The sequence below is a fragment of the Mycobacteroides immunogenum genome, from assembly GCF_001605725.1.
Classification (GTDB): Bacteria; Actinomycetota; Actinomycetes; order Mycobacteriales; family Mycobacteriaceae; genus Mycobacterium; species Mycobacterium immunogenum.
Map to the genome: position 1 here is coordinate 3967819 of NZ_CP011530.1, position 14480 is coordinate 3982298.

Annotated in this window: 14 protein-coding genes; 7 read left to right on the top strand and 7 right to left on the bottom strand. The window is 65.2% G+C overall.

The features are described from left to right. Nucleotides 1-117 precede the first annotated feature (117 nt). Nucleotides 118-1140: a YlbL family protein gene (locus tag ABG82_RS19885; protein WP_043077634.1), complete on the bottom strand. Its 1023-nt coding sequence runs from the start codon at nucleotides 1138-1140 to the stop codon at nucleotides 118-120. A gap of 61 nt (nucleotides 1141-1201) precedes the next feature. Here ABG82_RS19885 and ABG82_RS19890 point away from each other — a divergent pair, with 61 nt between their 5' ends. The 6 genes from ABG82_RS19890 (at nucleotide 1202) to ABG82_RS19915 (ending at nucleotide 8229) form a co-directional block, all read left to right on the top strand. Next, the gene (locus tag ABG82_RS19890) at nucleotides 1202-1618 is read left to right on the top strand and encodes a thiol-disulfide oxidoreductase DCC family protein (RefSeq protein WP_043077635.1); all 417 of its coding nucleotides are present in this window, start codon (nucleotides 1202-1204) and stop codon (nucleotides 1616-1618) included. 80 nt (nucleotides 1619-1698) lie between these two features. Further along, nucleotides 1699-3060, top strand: coding sequence for a zinc-dependent metalloprotease (locus ABG82_RS19895; RefSeq protein WP_043077636.1), 1362 nt, complete (start codon nucleotides 1699-1701; stop codon nucleotides 3058-3060). 90 nt (nucleotides 3061-3150) lie between these two features. Then, on the top strand, nucleotides 3151-4029 hold the full coding sequence (locus tag ABG82_RS19900) for a hypothetical protein (RefSeq protein WP_043077637.1): 879 nt from the start codon (nucleotides 3151-3153) through the stop codon (nucleotides 4027-4029). Nucleotides 4030-4078: 49 nt separating this feature from the next. Further along, entirely contained in the window at nucleotides 4079-5428 is a 1350-nt protein-coding gene (locus ABG82_RS19905) for an ABC1 kinase family protein (protein ID WP_043077638.1), read from the top strand. A 56-nt stretch (nucleotides 5429-5484) separates the two neighbouring features. Then, nucleotides 5485-6816, top strand: a complete 1332-nt coding sequence (locus ABG82_RS19910) for an ABC1 kinase family protein (RefSeq protein WP_043077639.1) — start codon at nucleotides 5485-5487, stop codon at nucleotides 6814-6816. Between the two features lie 63 nt (nucleotides 6817-6879). Then, complete coding sequence (locus ABG82_RS19915; protein WP_043077640.1) at nucleotides 6880-8229, top strand: ABC1 kinase family protein; 1350 nt, start codon at nucleotides 6880-6882, stop codon at nucleotides 8227-8229. A gap of 73 nt (nucleotides 8230-8302) precedes the next feature. On the opposite strand, the gene ABG82_RS19920 is transcribed toward ABG82_RS19915, so the two are convergent. The 4 genes from ABG82_RS19920 to ABG82_RS19935 all read right to left on the bottom strand — a co-directional run bounded on the left by ABG82_RS19920 (nucleotide 8303) and on the right by ABG82_RS19935 (nucleotide 12079). Continuing rightward, on the bottom strand, nucleotides 8303-8587 hold the full coding sequence (locus tag ABG82_RS19920; RefSeq protein ID WP_043077641.1) for a WhiB family transcriptional regulator: 285 nt from the start codon (nucleotides 8585-8587) through the stop codon (nucleotides 8303-8305). Between the two features lie 170 nt (nucleotides 8588-8757). Next, on the bottom strand, nucleotides 8758-8967 hold the full coding sequence (locus ABG82_RS19925; protein WP_052510990.1) for a hypothetical protein: 210 nt from the start codon (nucleotides 8965-8967) through the stop codon (nucleotides 8758-8760). Nucleotides 8968-9129: 162 nt separating this feature from the next. Beyond that, nucleotides 9130-9954 carry a dienelactone hydrolase family protein gene (locus ABG82_RS19930; protein WP_043077642.1) on the bottom strand — a complete coding sequence of 275 codons (825 nt, stop codon included), beginning with the start codon at nucleotides 9952-9954 and terminating at the stop codon, nucleotides 9130-9132. 55 nt (nucleotides 9955-10009) lie between these two features. Beyond that, nucleotides 10010-12079, bottom strand: coding sequence for an ATP-dependent DNA helicase UvrD2 (locus ABG82_RS19935; RefSeq protein ID WP_043077643.1), 2070 nt, complete (start codon nucleotides 12077-12079; stop codon nucleotides 10010-10012). 90 nt (nucleotides 12080-12169) lie between these two features. Here ABG82_RS19935 and ABG82_RS19940 point away from each other — a divergent pair, with 90 nt between their 5' ends. Continuing rightward, nucleotides 12170-12442 (top strand): mycoredoxin, encoded by a 273-nt coding sequence (locus ABG82_RS19940; protein ID WP_043077644.1) that lies wholly within the window; start codon nucleotides 12170-12172, stop codon nucleotides 12440-12442. Nucleotides 12443-12446: 4 nt separating this feature from the next. Here ABG82_RS19940 and nudC read toward each other — a convergent pair whose 3' ends face one another. Together nudC and ABG82_RS19950 are read right to left on the bottom strand one after the other, a co-directional pair. Beyond that, nucleotides 12447-13358: an NAD(+) diphosphatase gene (gene nudC / locus ABG82_RS19945; RefSeq protein WP_043077645.1), complete on the bottom strand. Its 912-nt coding sequence runs from the start codon at nucleotides 13356-13358 to the stop codon at nucleotides 12447-12449. Between the two features lies 1 nt (nucleotide 13359). Beyond that, nucleotides 13360-14445, bottom strand: a complete 1086-nt coding sequence (locus ABG82_RS19950; RefSeq protein ID WP_043077646.1) for a potassium channel family protein — start codon at nucleotides 14443-14445, stop codon at nucleotides 13360-13362. Between the last annotated feature and the right edge of the window lie 35 nt (nucleotides 14446-14480).

A 14480-nucleotide genomic window follows, 5' to 3' on the forward strand; every position in this document is an offset into this window, starting at 1 on the left:
TCCTCGTCGAGTGTTACTGAGAGTGTCGAACCGCTCAATATTCGGTATAGAAAACCCAGGCCCCACTGTAGCCGCAGAAGGGCCGGGCCTGTCCGGCATCGATGGTGGTGAGGTTCGCTAACAACTGGGCGGTTGTTCACCGCGATTGAGCGCGCCCAGTCCGTCGACCGCCTCGGTCAAGGTGCCGACCTTGACCAGAGTGAGTCCTTGCCCGCCGTCGGTCTTGGCCTCGGCGCAGTTGGCCGCGGGCACCAGAAACACCGTCGCTCCAGCGTCTTTGGCGGCAAACATCTTGTGCGTGATACCGCCGATGGGTCCCACCTTGCCGTCGGCGTCGATGGTTCCCGTTCCGGCGACGAACTTTCCGCCATCCAGCTCACCGGGTGTCAGCTTGTCCACCACCGCGAGACTGAACATCAGGCCCGCGGAGGGTCCGCCGATATTGGCCAGATTGAAGGTGATGCTGAACGGCGCCCACGGCGCCTGCACCACACCGACGCCCAGGAATCCGTAATCGCGATCCCCGTTCTTACCCAGGGTGATCTTCACCGTCCCGTTGGGCGCATTCTTGCGCTTGTAATCGAGTGTCACCTCATCACCCGGCTTGGTCGCCTTGAGCAGTCCGGTGAATTCCTCCAATGTCGCCACCGGGTGCCCGTTGACGGCGGTGATGGCATCGTTCTCCTGCAGCTTGCCCTTGGACGGCCCGTCATCGCTGATCGTCAGCACGGTCACCGCGGTGGGGTACTTGAGGTACGCGAGGGCCGCGAACTCCGCACTCTCCTCCGACTTCTTGAACTCGAGGTCGTTCTCCTTGTCCACCTGGTCCTTGGACCGATTCGGTGGATAGACCACGTCCCGCGGCACCAGCTGCTCGCTCCCGCTGGCCCACAGTCGCAGCGCATCAGCCAAGGTCAGCCCGTCCCGCTGCGAGACTGTCGTCATATTGAGGTGACCCGACACCGGATCGACCTTGGTGCCCTTGATATCCACCACCTCTTTGCCCTCGACCTGCCCGAGGGTGTTGAAGGTGGGGCCCGGGCCCAGCGACACGAACGGCACGGTGATCACCGACATCAACAACCCGAAGGCGACAATCGAGATCAGCGCGACCAGCAACGTCGCAACGCGGCGATTCATGCCTGCACCCTATGGCAACCGGTCATCGGCGCCCCGCCGTAGTCTCTGAGATGGAGGTTCGATGAGCGAGCAAGCCCCTGTCCTGCTGTACGACGGCGTATGCGCGCTGTGCAATGGCGCCGTCAAGAAGATCCTGCGCGACGACAAAGTCGGGACGATGCGGTTCGCCGCACTCGACAGCGAGTACGGCACCCAGGTGATCGAGCGGCATCCCGAGCTCGCCGGCGTCGACTCCTTCGTGATCGTCGACAATCCGGGCGGCCCCGACGAGCGGACGCACGTCCGCTCCGACGCGGTGCTCCGGGTCATCGACTATCTGGGTGGAGCCCGGCGCGCCTCCCTCATCGCACTGCTGGTTCCGCGCCCGATTCGCGACGGCCTGTACCGGGTGGTGGCGCGTATCCGGTACCGGGTGTTCGGCCGCTATGACACCTGCCCGCTGCCTCCTCCCGAAGTTCGGGCACGCTTCCTGGCCTGAACCAGGCAAAAACAGGGTGCGTTGCGCCGATTACGCCGTCAGCGTGATCCAGCCGCCTCCACCAGCGGTACCGTGGAGATATGGCCGACCTACCCTTTGGATTCGCTGCTGGCGACGACCCCGACCGCGAGCGGGGCGATGCCGGTCGCGGCTCGTCGGGCTCAGGTTCGTCGGGCGCAGACCCCTTCGGCTTCGGATCTGGCGGATTCAATCCCGCCGATCTGGGCCAGATCTTCACGCAGCTGGGCCAAATGTTCAGCGGCGCTGCCGCCACCGCGTCCAGCGGCCAGCCGACGGGCCCGGTCAACTACGACATCGCCCGGCAACTGGCCTCGAGTTCAATCGGTTTCGTCGCCCCCATCACCGAGAGCACCACATCGGCCATCGCTGACGCGGTGCATCTGGCCGACACCTGGCTCGACGGCGCCACCGCGTTGCCGGCCGGCGCCACCCGCACTGCGGCCTGGACGGCGACCGACTGGGTGGACAACACCCTGGAGAACTGGAAGCGATTGGTGGACCCGGTCGCCGAACAGATCTCGGGCATGTGGGCGGCGAACCTGCCGGAGGAAGCACAGGGCATGGCCGGTCCACTGCTGGGCATGATGACCCAGATGGGCGGCATGGCCTTCGGATCGCAGCTCGGCCAGGCCCTCGGGCAACTTTCCCGAGAGGTGTTGACCTCCACAGATATCGGGCTGCCGCTGGGCCCCAAGGGCACTGCCGCGCTGCTGCCCGCCGCAATCGAGGCGTTCTCGGAGGGCCTGGAGCAGTCCAAGAGCGAGATCATGACGTTCCTGGCCGCCCGGGAGGCCGCGCACCATCGGCTGTTCAGCGGCGTGGGCTGGCTGACCATCCGGCTGATGGACACCGTCGAGCAGTACGCCAAGGGCATCTCGATCGACATGAGCGCCATCGAAGAAGCCGCCCGCGGTTTCAATCCCGCCTCGATGGGCGACCCGTCCGAGATGGAACAGATTCTGTCCCAAGGCATTTTCGAGCCGAAGACCACACCGCAGCAGCAGCAGGCGCTGGAGCGGCTGGAAACGCTGCTTGCTTTGGCCGAGGGCTGGGTGCAGACCGTGGTGACCGATGCCCTCGGCGACCGCATTCCGGCGACGGCGGCCCTCAGCGAGACGCTGCGCCGCCGCCGCGCCACCGGCGGCCCGGCCGAACAGACTTTCGCCACCCTGGTGGGCTTGGAGCTGCGTCCGCGCAAACTGCGCGAGGCCGCCGAGCTGTGGCGCAGGCTGACCGACGCCGTCGGAGTCGACAAGCGTGACGCCGTCTGGGCCCATCCGGACCTGATGCCCGACGCCGGCGATCTGGACAATCCGGCGGCGTTCATCGACCGGATTGTCGGCGGTGACACCGACGCGATCGACGACCCGATCGCGCAGATCGAGAAGCTCGATCCGGGCACGCCGCCGACGGAAGACTGAGAAACCCGCCGCGCCACCGTAAAGCGCTGGTCAGCCGCCGAATCGGGCTGTGGATAAACGGCTTTCGGCGGCTCCTCACGCACGCCCGATATGCCACAGTGGGCCATGTCCAGCGAGCCGACGTTCACCCTCGACCCGGCTCGTCCCGTGCTGCCCCGGCCTGACAACGGGATCCAGATCGGCTGGATGCCCCGCCATGCCGTGATAGTGCGCCCCTCACCGGCCGCACCCGCCCACGCGGTGCGGCAGCTGCTGACCTCACTGAGCGATGAACTCACCTGGGGGCAGATCCTTAAACTGCAGTGTGTCAAGGATTTTCGCGATATCGACGACATCCGTTCGCTCCTCGACGAGTTGATCGACACAGGCGCCATCATCCGCCGCACCCGACCCGCCGAACCCGCATCGCCGGTAGTGCGGGTCATCGGCCGCGGCCCGCTGTCCGACGGTCTGGTCGCCGCCCTGCGGCATACCTCGGCGCGCGTTCAGCACTGCACCCACCCCACGCATGGAAAGTCTTGGCAATACGTCGATTTGGCGATACTGGCCGACGACCTGATCGCCGATACCCGGGTGCTGCGCATGCTGAACGATGCCGATGTGCCGCACCTGTCCGTCCGTGCCCGCGACGGCACCGGCCTGATCGGACCCATGGTGCTGCCGGGCATCACCAGTTGTCTGGAATGCGCCGACCGCCATCGGCACGACCGCGACGAACAGTGGCCCGCCGTCGCGGCTCAGCTGACCGGGAGCGTGGGCATCGCCGCACCGGCCACGGTATTGGGCACCGTCGCGATAGCGCTGGCACAGATCGATCGGGTGTTGTCGGCGATGCGGGGACGGGCGCCCGGGCCGCTCGTGACGCTCAACGCGACACTGGAACTCGACCTCGCGACCCACGCGCTGACCGCACGTCATTGGACCGCTCACCCGCTGTGTCCGTGCGGCGCCTACCTCACCGAAAGTTGACGAACCACCACTTTTTGTTAACTTCATCACGAGCGGGCATGATGTGCGCATGGCAGAGATTCGTCGTGGCCGCGCCGCGCGCGCCGCAAAACTCGCTTCGCTTCCGGCTGGAATCGCGGGGCGTGCCGCACTCGGCGTCGGCAAACGCCTGGCCGGGAAGTCCAAAGACGAAGTCAACGCCGAACTTGTCGAGAAGGCCGCCGAACAGCTGTTCCAGGTGCTCGGCGAGCTCAAGGGCGCGGCCATGAAGATCGGCCAAATGCTCTCGGTCATGGAAGCAGCCATTCCGCCCGAGTTCGGCGAGCCCTACCGCGAAGCGCTGACCAAGCTGCAAAGCGACGCCCCGCCGCTGCCCGCCGACAAGGTCCACCGCGTCCTCGACGCCCAACTGGGCACCAAATGGCGTGAACGCTTCCAGTCCTTCGACGACAAGCCCGTCGCCTCGGCCAGCATCGGCCAGGTACACAAGGCGGTCTGGAAGGACGGCCGCGTCGTCGCGGTCAAGGTGCAGTACCCGGGCGCCGACGAGGCGGTGCGCTCCGACCTCAAGACCATTCAGCGCCTCTCCTCTTTGTTCAAACAGGTGGCTCCGGGTGCCGACATCAAGGGCATCGTCGATGAGCTCATCGAGCGCACCGAGGAAGAACTCGACTACCGCATCGAGGCCACCAACCAGCGCACCTTCGTCAAGGCCTTCAAGGATGACCCCGAGTTCTACGTGCCCTCGGTCATCGCCTCCTCCCCCAAGGTGATCATCACCGAATGGATGCAGGGCCGGAAGCTCTCGGAGATCATCGCCAGCGGGACCGAGGAAGAGCGCAGTAAATGCGCTCATTTCCTGCTGGAGTTCAGCATCAGCTCGCCCTACCGCTGCGGACTGCTGCACGCCGATACCCACCCCGGGAACTTCATGCTGTTGGAGGACGGCCGGTTCGGCGTCATGGACTTCGGCGCCTGCGCCTCGCACGAGGGCGGCCTGCCCGCGGGCTTCGGACCGATCCTGCGTCTGGCCCGCGACGAGAAGTGGGAAGAGCTGACCGAGGTGCTGCGCTCGGAGGGCTTCATCCCGCCGAGCGCGACCTCGGTGTCTCACGAGGAGGTCAACTCCTACCTTGAGCCGTACATCGAGCCGCTCAATTACGACACCTTCCACTTCAGCCGCAAGTGGCTGCAGCGGCTCACCGCCAAGGCCACCGATTTCCGCAGCGAAGAGTTCCTCGAGTCGTTCAAGACCAGTCGCCAGATGAATCTGCCGCCGAACTATCTGATGTTCTTCCGGGTGCTGGGCGGCCTGATCGGTATCGCCGCGCAGCTCGACGCCCCGGTGGACTACGCCGCCATCATCGACAAGTGGGTTCCCGGTTTCCACGAAGACAGCAAGGCTCCGGCCGAGGCGTAACCCAAAAGGAAAACCTGCGTTGTCAGAATTACGCCGCCCCCGGCATGATGTAGCGCATGGCTGAGATTCGTCGTGGCCGCGCCGCGCGCGCCGCAAAACTCGCGTCACTTCCGGCAGGTATCGCCGGTCGTGCCGCACTCGGCGTCGGAAAACGGCTGACCGGCAAGTCCAAAGACGAAGTCAACGCCGAGATGATGGAGAAGGCCGCCGAACAGCTGTTCCAGGTACTCGGCGAGCTCAAGGGCGCGGCCATGAAACTCGGCCAGGCACTCTCTGTGTTCGAAGCAGCCATTCCCCCTGCCTTCGCAGAGCCCTTCCGCGAGGCCCTGACCAAGCTGCAAAGCGACGCTCCGCCGCTGCCCGCCGACAAGGTGCACCGCGTCCTCGACGCCCAACTGGGTACCAAATGGCGGGAACGCTTCCAGTCCTTCGACGACAAGCCCGTCGCCTCGGCCAGCATCGGTCAGGTGCATCGCGCCGTGTGGAGCGACGGGCGTACGGTCGCGGTGAAAGTGCAGTACCCGGGTGCCGACGAGGCGGTGCGCTCCGACCTCAAAACCATGCAGCGACTCTCGTCGTTGTTCAAGCAGATCGTGCCCGGCGCCGATGTCAAAAGCATCATCGATGAGCTCATCGAGCGCACCGAGGAAGAACTCGACTACCGCATCGAGGCCACCAATCAGCGCGCCTTCGCCAAGGCCTTCAAGGGCGACCCCGAGTTCTATGTGTCGCCGGTCGTCGCCTCGGCCCCCAAGGTCGTCATCAGCGAGTGGATGCAGGGACGAAAGCTCTCCGAAATCATCAGCAGTGGAACAGAAGACGAGCGAAACGAATGCGGGCGCCTGCTGCTGAAATTCACCGTCAGCTCGCCATACCGCTGCGGGCTGCTGCACGCCGACACCCACCCCGGAAACTTCATGCTGCTGCCGGACGGGCGCTTGGGCGTGATGGACTTCGGCGCCTGCGCCACCCATGAGGGCGGATTCCCACCCAACCTGGGACCGATCTGGCGCCTGGAACGTGACGGAATGTGGGATGAACTGATACCCCTCATGCGCGAGGAAGGTTTCATCCCACCGCGCACCGACGTGTCCCCCGAGGAAATCGACGACTATCTCAAGCCGTTCATCGATCCGCTGAAGTCCGACGAGTTCCACTTCACCCGGAAATGGATGCAGCGCGTTGCCGCGAAATCCAGCGATCTGCGCGGCGCTCAATTCCAAACCGGGCGGCACCTCGACCTGCCTCCCGTGTACCTCATGATGTTCCGGGTGCTCGGCAGCCTGTCCGGCATTCTGGCCCAACTCGACGCGACAGTCCCGTATGCGCGAATCATCGGCGACTGGGTTCCCGGCTTCCGCGAGGACGAGCCCGTCGCCGCCAGCTAGCAACAGCTAGCATTCCGACAAGACGTGGGGGCAACGACGCCACACGGAAGGATATGAGGTGACATGGCAGATATTCGCCGCGGCGGACTCAGCCGGATGACCAAGCTGGCAAGCCTGCCCGCCGGGATGGCGGGGCGCGCGGTCCTGGGAGTTGGCAAACGGCTGACCGGGACCTCCGCCGACGAGGTCAATGCCGAGCTCTTGGAGAAGGCTGCCGACGAGCTGTTCAAGGTGCTCGGCGAGCTCAAGGGCGGCGCCATGAAAGTCGGACAGGCGCTGTCGGTGATGGAAGCCGCGATACCGCCCCAGTTCGCCGATCCGTTCCGTGAGGCGCTGGTCAAGCTGCAGAGTGAGGCCCCACCGTTGCCCGCGGCCAAGGTGCATCGCGTACTCGACGCCCAGCTCGGCACCAAATGGCGCGATCGCTTCCAGTCCTTCGACGACACTCCCGTCGCCTCCGCGAGCATCGGCCAGGTGCACAAGGGCGTGTGGAAAGACGGCCGCGAGGTGGCCGTGAAGATCCAGTACCCCGGTGCCGACGACGCGTTGCGTGCGGATCTCAAGCTCATCGCACGGATGACGCCGTTGGCCAAACAGATTGCCCCCAAAGCAGATATCGACAGGCTCGTGGCCGAGATCAGCGACCGCATCGAAGCCGAGCTGGACTATCGCCTGGAGGCCTCCAACCAGCGCGCGTTCGCGAAGGCTTTCGCCAACGATCCGAATTTCTTTGTGCCCGCGGTCGTCGCGAGCGCGCCCAAGGTCATCATCTCCGAGTGGATGGAAGGGCGACGGCTTTCGAAAATCATCGCCGAAGGCACCCGCGAGCAGCGTGATTCCGCGGGTGCGCTGATGCTCGAATTCACGGTGAAATCACCGGAGAGCGTGGGTCTGGTGCATGCCGATCCGCATCCGGGAAACTTCATGCTGCTGCCCGACGGACGTTTCGGCATCATCGATTTCGGCGCGGTCTCCGAGCATGCGGGCGGCATCCCGCCGGAGTTCGGCGAGGTGCTGTGCTGGGCGCGAGATGAACAGTGGGATCAGGTGATCCGGCTGATCAAGCAGCTCGGATTCATGCCACCGGAGGTCGAGCTGTCCGGAGATCGGGTGATGGATTACATCAGACCACTCTGGCCCTATGTCGATCCGCTGCGCTCGGGCGAATTCCACTTCACCCGCGAATGGTTCCAGCGGGCCGCGGTGGCATCCACGGATCTGTTGGACGAAGGATTCGCGGACCGGTTCAAGTTGGCACGGCAGATGACGGTGCCGCCCGGTTACGTGATGCTGTTGCGCACACTCGGCGGAATGATCGGGGTTCTGGTGCAACTCGATGCGCACGTGAACTACGCGGCGATCGCCGAAGAATGGATGCCGGGGTTCTTCGCGCCCAACACGAAGCCCGCCTAAACGCATTGCTCCCCATCGCCTGATGACGATGGGGAGCAATGGTTATCCAGCCCTGCGACCTTGATGCGCCGCGTCATGCCGCGGCGGTGTCGGCGTCAGGCAGCGGGTTCTTGCGCGGACGCCCACGCGGCCGCTTGCGCGCCACGATGGCACCCTGCTCCAGGATCTCGCCACCCCAGACGCCCCACGGCTCCGCACGGTCCAGCGCAGCGGCCAGGCACTGCGACCGGATCGGGCAGTCCACGCACAGCGCCTTGGCCCGCTCCAGGTCGGCGGGGCTTTCCGCGAACCACAGGTCCGCGTCCGCGACGTGGCACGGCAGCGCGAGTCTTCGGGCCTCCACTTCGACGGTCATCATGTGTCCGTTCACCTGCTTCCTCTTCGGTTCCTCGTAAAACTGTTGGTCTCGTATCGGTGTCTTATCGATCGAGATCCGGAACCACGTTTGAGGTTGTGAGGCTCAAACAAATGTGGCCACGGATCCCGGTGGTGTCGGGTCCGTGGCCTGGGAGGCGGTTGAGGGGCTACCTAGATGTATCCCCTATTCACGGACGCGACATTCGCGGCTGCGGCAGCGCGGTGCTTAATCGCGGGAGCCGAGCCGGCCATCGACATGGCAGCTACCGCCGGCTTAACGGCGGAACGCGTCTGGAGCGACGGCGGAGCGATCGGCAACACGACAAAGGCACCATGGGCATCACGCCACAAGGTGTCTCCGTAATTCATGGGTGTATTCATTTCGCTCCTCCTTCCGTCTACTCGCACGTGAACAGGTCTGGTTTGGAATCCTCACGAATTCCTGACGCCCAGAGTAAAAGGTCGCCTATTCGGTTGACAAGTTATTTTTGACCTGCGGCAATACTTCCGAACCAGTTTCGTCTCACTGGCCTCTTTTTCGCGCTACACCGATGTCAGCAGCCGAGACCGGAACAGATCCAACACCTGATCCAGCGCCGCACGCGTGGGCTGTCCGGGCTCATCGATGAGATGTTCGGTGACCACCGAATGCGGCGGCATCGGTGAATCCGGGTTGGCAGCACTTCCGGGCAGTTCAATGGCGACGAACGCGTCGCCCAGCTCCTCCTTGAGGAACTGGAACCGTTCGGCGGGCACCAATTTGTCGGTGGTGAAACGCATGCCGAGCACGGTGAGCCCGTCGTGTTGGCAGCGATGCTTGACCTTGGCCAAATCCGACGGCGAGATGTCGATGTTGTGCCGCGCGCTCTTGGTGAGACCGACCGGCATCGACGGCTGGGACAGCACAGGGGCCAGCAGCCGATCGTCGGCAGCCATCGCCAGCGCGTACCCGCCCGTGAAGCACATGCCGATGGCGCCCACCCCGGGGCCACCGCTGCGTTCGTGTTCATTCTGGGCCAGCGCCCGCAGCCAGGCGACCACCGGAGAGCTCTTACCGGTGGCCAGCACCGTGAATTCGCGGCTCACACAGCCGCGGAACATCGAGGACGCCAGGTACGTGGCGGTGCGCAGCCAGCCTCCGTCCTTGGGGTCGGTGTTCTGCCCTGGATTGCCAAAGAGATGCGGCATCACGGCAGTGCAACCGATATCGGCCACCTTGCGCGCGAAGTTGGCGACCTTGGGCGTGATCCCCGGCATCTCCGCGATCACGATCACCGCTGGTCCGCTGCCTTTTCGCAACACGATCTTGGTCTCGCCCTCATGGGTGAAGGTGCCTGCTTCGAAATCGCGGAGGTCATCGTCGGCCATGGGGCGAGCCTAGGACGAGATCACGCTCCGCGCTAGACACGTGTTGAACAAGGAATTACGAGGATCTGGCGCGCACCAGACGCAGCACGTCCGGGCCATACTGCTCCAGCTTGCGCGCGCCGATCCCCGGGATGGCCACCAGTGCGGCGTCGTCGCCGGGGAGCAGCTCGGCGATGGCGATCAAGGTGTTGTCGGTGAAGACCACGAACGCCGGTACCTTCATCTCCTTCGCCGTCTTCAGGCGCCAATCCTTCAGCGCGACAAGGAGTTCTTCGTCGATATCGGACGGGCAGCTCTCGCAACGCCGCAGCAGTACCGCCGCCGGTGTGCTCAATGCCGCGTTGCAGATGCGGCAGCGCGCGCCACTGCCCCGGCGCCGCGGTGTTGCGGACGCGGGAAGTTGTGCGGTCGGTGCGATTCCGTTGAGGAATCGGGAATGCTTGCGCGACTTGCGGCCGCCGGCCGCCCGGGCCAACGCCCAACTCAAGTTCAAATGCACACGCGCGCGGGTGATTCCGACGTACAGCAGGCGGCGCTCTTCTTCTACCGGCTCGATATCTCCGGCGCGCGAGAGCGCATGCGAGATGGGCAGGGTGCCATCGGCCAGCCCCACCAGGAACACCGCATCCCATTCCAGGCCCTTCGCCGCGTGCAGCGAAGCCAGCGTCACCCCCTGCACGGTGGGTGGGTGCCGCGCCTCGGCTCGTACTCTCAGCTCACGCACGAGGCCGGGCAGATCCAGCTCCGGCTGACGAGTGCACTCCTCTTCGGCGAGCTCGACCAAAGCACGCAGCGATCCCCACCGCTCGCGCGCCTGCGTGCCGTGCGGCTCCTCCGGCGACAGTCCCAGGGGTTCCAGAATCTCCTGAACCTGTTGCGGCACGGGAAGTTCAGCGGACGCACGATCCGCGGCACGCTGCAGGGCCACCAACGCCTGGCGCACTTCCTGACGGGTGAAGAACCCCTCGCCGCCACGCACCTGAAACGGTACGCCGGCCTCGGTGAGCGCCTCCTCATACACCTCGGACTGTGCGTTGATGCGGTACAGCACCGCGATCTCGGACGCAGGAGTACCGGACTCAATCAGTGCAGCAATGGATTTCGCTACCGACTTGGCCTCCGCGGCCTCATCGTCATGCTCGGAGAACCGCGGGGTGGGGCCTTCCGCGCGCTGGCCGATAAGTTGCAGCTTGCTGCCCGCCACCCGGCCCTGCGCTGCCGAGATCAGCCGGTTGGCCAGCGAAACCACTTGCGGTGTGGAGCGATAGTCACGTTCCAAGCGGACCACCGTCGCATCAGGAAAGCGGCGAGAGAAACCGAGCAGATACTGCGGGGTGGCGCCGGTGAACGAGTAGATGGTCTGGTTGGCATCACCCACGACGGTCAGGTCATCGCGGGGACCGAGCCACGCGTCGAGCACACGCTGCTGCAGCGGGGTGACGTCCTGGTATTCATCAACGACGAAACAGCGGTAGCGGTCCCGGAACTCGTCGGCGACGGTCGCGGAGTTCTCGATGGCGGCCGCCGTGTGTAACAACAGGTCATCGAAATCGAGAAGGGTCGAACCGTCGGGCCGGGCCTTGAGTTTCTCGTAGCCCGCATAGACCTTGGCGACCTGCTCGGCGGGAACCGGCACATCCCGCCCGAATTTGGCAGCAGCCGCCGGATAGGCCTCCGGGCTGATCAATGATGCCTTGGCCCATTCGATTTCACCGGCGAGGTCACGAACCGCGTCGGTGGTGGTGCTCAGTTTCGCGCGATTCGCGGCCTGCGCCACGAGCGTGAACTTGCTATCGATCAACTCCCAGCGGGTGTCGCCGACCAACTGCGGCCAGAAGTATCGGAGCTGTCGTAGACCGGCGGCGTGGAAGGTGACCGCTTGCGCCGATCCGACGCCCAAGTCGCGCAATCGACCGCGCATCTCCCCCGCTGCCCGCTGGGTGAAGGTGACCGCCAGGATCTGCCCGGCGGCGACATGGCCGGATTCGACCAGATGGGCGATGCGATGGGTGATGGTGCGGGTCTTACCGGTTCCGGCCCCGGCGAGCACGCAGACAGGGCCGCGCGGTGCGGTGACGGCGGCACGCTGCTCGTCGTCGAGACCATCAAGGAGAGAGCGCGGCACCCGACCATCCTTTCAGCAACCGCCGACAACAAACCTCCCCCACCCCGCTGTTGACAGATCTCACACCCCGGCGGAACACCCCGGCGGGGTATGACGTTGAATGCGGATGTGACTACAGCGAGCGATTCCGACCTCACCATGTACTCCACCACCTGGTGCGGCTACTGCCGTCGGCTGGAGACGCAGCTGAAGGCCGCCGGCATCGGCTACACCAAGGTCGATATCGAGCAGGACCCGGCCGCCGCCGACTACGTCGCGAATGTCAACGGGGGCAACCAGACCGTGCCGACCGTGAAGTTCCCGGATGGCAGCGCGCTCACCAATCCGTCACTGGCCCAGGTCAAGGCGAAGTTGGGCGTCTGATCCACTAGTCCTTGGCGTAGGCCCAGGACTCCACGATCTCCCGGGCTATCGAGATCGAGCCCGGGAGCATCAGCCGCGAATCCGACGGCGTGGTCCAATCCCCCAGCTCAAGTGCCGCGCGCACCTCGTCGCGGGTGAACCAGTCGGCCTCGGCGATCTCACCGTCGTTGAAGGCGAACGGTTGCGACGGATCGCCGATCGCGTGAAATCCCAACATGATGGACCGCGGGAAAGGCCATGGCTGGCTGCCCAGGTACTGCACATCGGTGACCGTGAGGCCCACTTCTTCGGCGATCTCGCGGGCCACACACGCTTCCAGCGATTCGCCCGCCTCCACGAATCCGGCCAGCAGCGAGAACATCCGTTCCGGCCAGAACTTCTGACGGCCGAGCACCGCGCGATCACCGCCGTCATGCACCAAGCAGATGATGGCGGGATCAGTCCGCGGGAACTCCTCCTGGCCGGTGCTTGAGTTCACCCGAACCCAGCCGCCCTTGGCGGGCGTGGTGGGTGAGCCGTCGACGGGGCTGTACCCGGCGCTGTCATGCCAGGCCAGCATGGCCATCGCGGTGGCCAGCAGCGCGGCACTGGTGTCGTCGAACAGCTGGCCGGAGCGGCGCAGGTCCAACAGCGGCGCGCTGTCATCGCCAAGATCGGCACGCACCGCCCACACGTGACGGCCACCCGGGATGCGGCCCAGGAACACAGCGTGCTCGGGCGGTACGTCGCCGGTACGGGCGGCGTCCTCGAGGACCACTCGCCCGTCGACGATGTTCACCCGGCCACGCACATCCAGGGTGATCAGGCCCGCCTCGGCCCAGCCCTTGGCCAATTCCTCGGGGTTCGACCGCAGTTCGTCCGCACGATCCAGCCCAACGCGGGAAAGCAGAGGAATGTTGCGAAGACGGAAGGTCATGTCATGCTCCGGCGTTGCGGACATACAGCAGGCGATCGGCGGCTTCGATGGAATCCACCTCGGGCGCATCGACTCGGTGCAGGGTGCCGTCACGCACCACACCGAGGACGATGTCGGACAGGTGCCGTGGTGAGCCGCCGATCTCGCTGCGCTCCACCTCGCGTTCGGCAATCGCGAACCCCGCCTCCGGGGTCAGCAGGTCCTCGATCATCTCCACGACCCGTGGTGTCGTGGTGGCAATACCGAGCAGACGTCCGGCGGTTTCGGAGGACACCACCACCGAGTCCGCGCCGGACTGGCGCAGCAGGTGCACGTTCTCTGCCTCGCGGATCGCGGCGACGATCTTGGCGTGGGGAGCCAGTTCCCGGGCGGTGAGCGTGACCAGCACCGAGGTGTCGTCGCGGTTGGCCGCGACGATGATCGACTTGGCATTCTGCACACCCGCGAGCCGCAGCACGTCTGATTTGGTGGCACTGCCACGCACGGTCACCAGATCTGCCGCGGCCGCGGCGTCCAGCGCCATCTGGTCTTCGTCGACGACCACGATCTCGGCCGGCGCGGCGCCGTCGGAGAGCATCGCCTGCACGGCGGTTTTCCCCTTGGTTCCGTATCCGACGACAACGGTGTGGTTGCGCACGCGGGCCCTCCATCGCTGGATCTTCAGTGCTTGACGCGAACGTTCGGTGAGCGCCTCGACCGTGGTACCGACCAGGACGATCAGGAACAGCAGGCGCAAGGGTGTGATGACGAGAATGTTCACCAGCCGCGCCCCCTCGGTGTACGGGGTGATATCGCCGTATCCGGTGGTCGAGAGCGAGACGGTGGCGTAGTAGAAGCAGTCGAGGAAGCTGAGCGGATCGCTTTCCTCTGGAGTGGATGCGACATCCCGGTAACCGCTGCGGTCCGCGTACACCACGAGCACCGCGGCGAACAGCGTTCCTATCGCGATGAGGATGCGTTTACCGATCGCTCGCCACGGGCTGGCGGCGTTCTCGGGGATACGCAGCACACCGACCAACGCGTGGTCTGGCTGTGCGGTCAGCGTCTCATCAAGGCCGCGAAACCGCTGGCGAAACTTACCTGCCATACGCCGATCGCGTCCGACTCACCGGTTGCACGGGT